2 protein-coding genes are annotated in these 1,161 nt (G+C 29.0%); both read left to right on the top strand.

The window, feature by feature from the left end:
• On the top strand, positions 1 to 664 hold a 664-nt coding region (locus ACF91D_RS30485; protein WP_392438487.1), incomplete at its 5' end, for a polysaccharide biosynthesis protein.
• A 13-nt stretch (positions 665 to 677) separates the two neighbouring features.
• The coding region (locus tag ACF91D_RS30480; RefSeq protein WP_392438486.1) for an NAD-dependent epimerase/dehydratase family protein at positions 678 to 1,161 on the top strand (484 nt) is incomplete at its 3' end.

Raw genomic sequence — 1,161 nt, 5'->3', positions numbered from 1 at the left:
CCTTTCTACTGACAAAGCAGCATACCCAATAAATGCTATGGGTATTTCTAAAGCTATGATGGAAAAAGTATTTGTTGCTAAATCAAGAAATGTTGATAAAAATCAAACATTAATTTGTGGAACAAGATACGGTAATGTTATGGCTTCAAGGGGTTCTGTTATTCCATTATTTATTGAAAAAATTAAAAATAATGAACCATTAACAATTACAGATCCTAATATGACAAGATATTTAATGAGTTTAGAAGAAGCAGTTGAATTAGTTATACATGCATTTAAACATGCTGAAACTGGAGATATTATGGTTCAAAAAGCGTCAGCTTCTACAGTTGGTGACTTAGCTCAAGCATTATTAGAACTTTTTGAGGCAAAAAATGAAATTAAAATTATAGGTACTAGACACGGTGAAAAACAAGCTGAAACGCTCTTAACAAGAGAAGAATATGCACAAGCGGAAGATATGGGCAATTATTATAGAGTTCCAGCAGATTCTAGAGACTTAAATTATAGTAATTATGTCGAAAATGGTAGTAAAGAAATAACTGAAGCGTATGAGTATAACTCAGATAATACATACCAACTTTCAGTAGAAGAAATTAAAGATAAATTATTATCATTAGACCTTGTTAAAAGTGAACTAAATAACTATAAAAATAAAGCTTAAATAGGAGGTTTACATGAAATCAATCGTCATAACTGGTTCAAATGGTTTTGTAGGAAAAAATTTAAAGTTTGATTTAAAGCAAACGACTGATTATCAAATACTTGAAATATCAAGAAATACTTCTATTGAAGAGAGAAATGAATATTTAACTAAAGCAGACTGTATTGTTCATTTAGCAGGTGTAAATAGACCAGTACATGAAAGTGAATTCTATGAAGGAAACGTGTCACTTTTAAATGAAATGTTAGATTCGATTAAAGACAATCCTAATAAACCTTCAATTATTTTATCATCTTCCATTCAAGCCAACGCGGATAATTCATATGGAAAAAGTAAAAATGAAGCAGAAAACTTATTAAAAGATTTTTCTAAAAATAATGGGAATAAAGTTTATATTTATCAATTACCGAATTTATTTGGTAAATGGTGTAAACCTAATTATAATTCGGTCATTGCAACATTTTGTCACAATATTGCTCATGGCAAAGAAATAAGCG

Source organism: Staphylococcus sp. 231237_7MaSpsaltlick (assembly GCF_043107035.1).
Note: the sequence above shows the minus strand (reverse complement) of the source record. Positions and strands in the feature narration are given on the sequence as shown.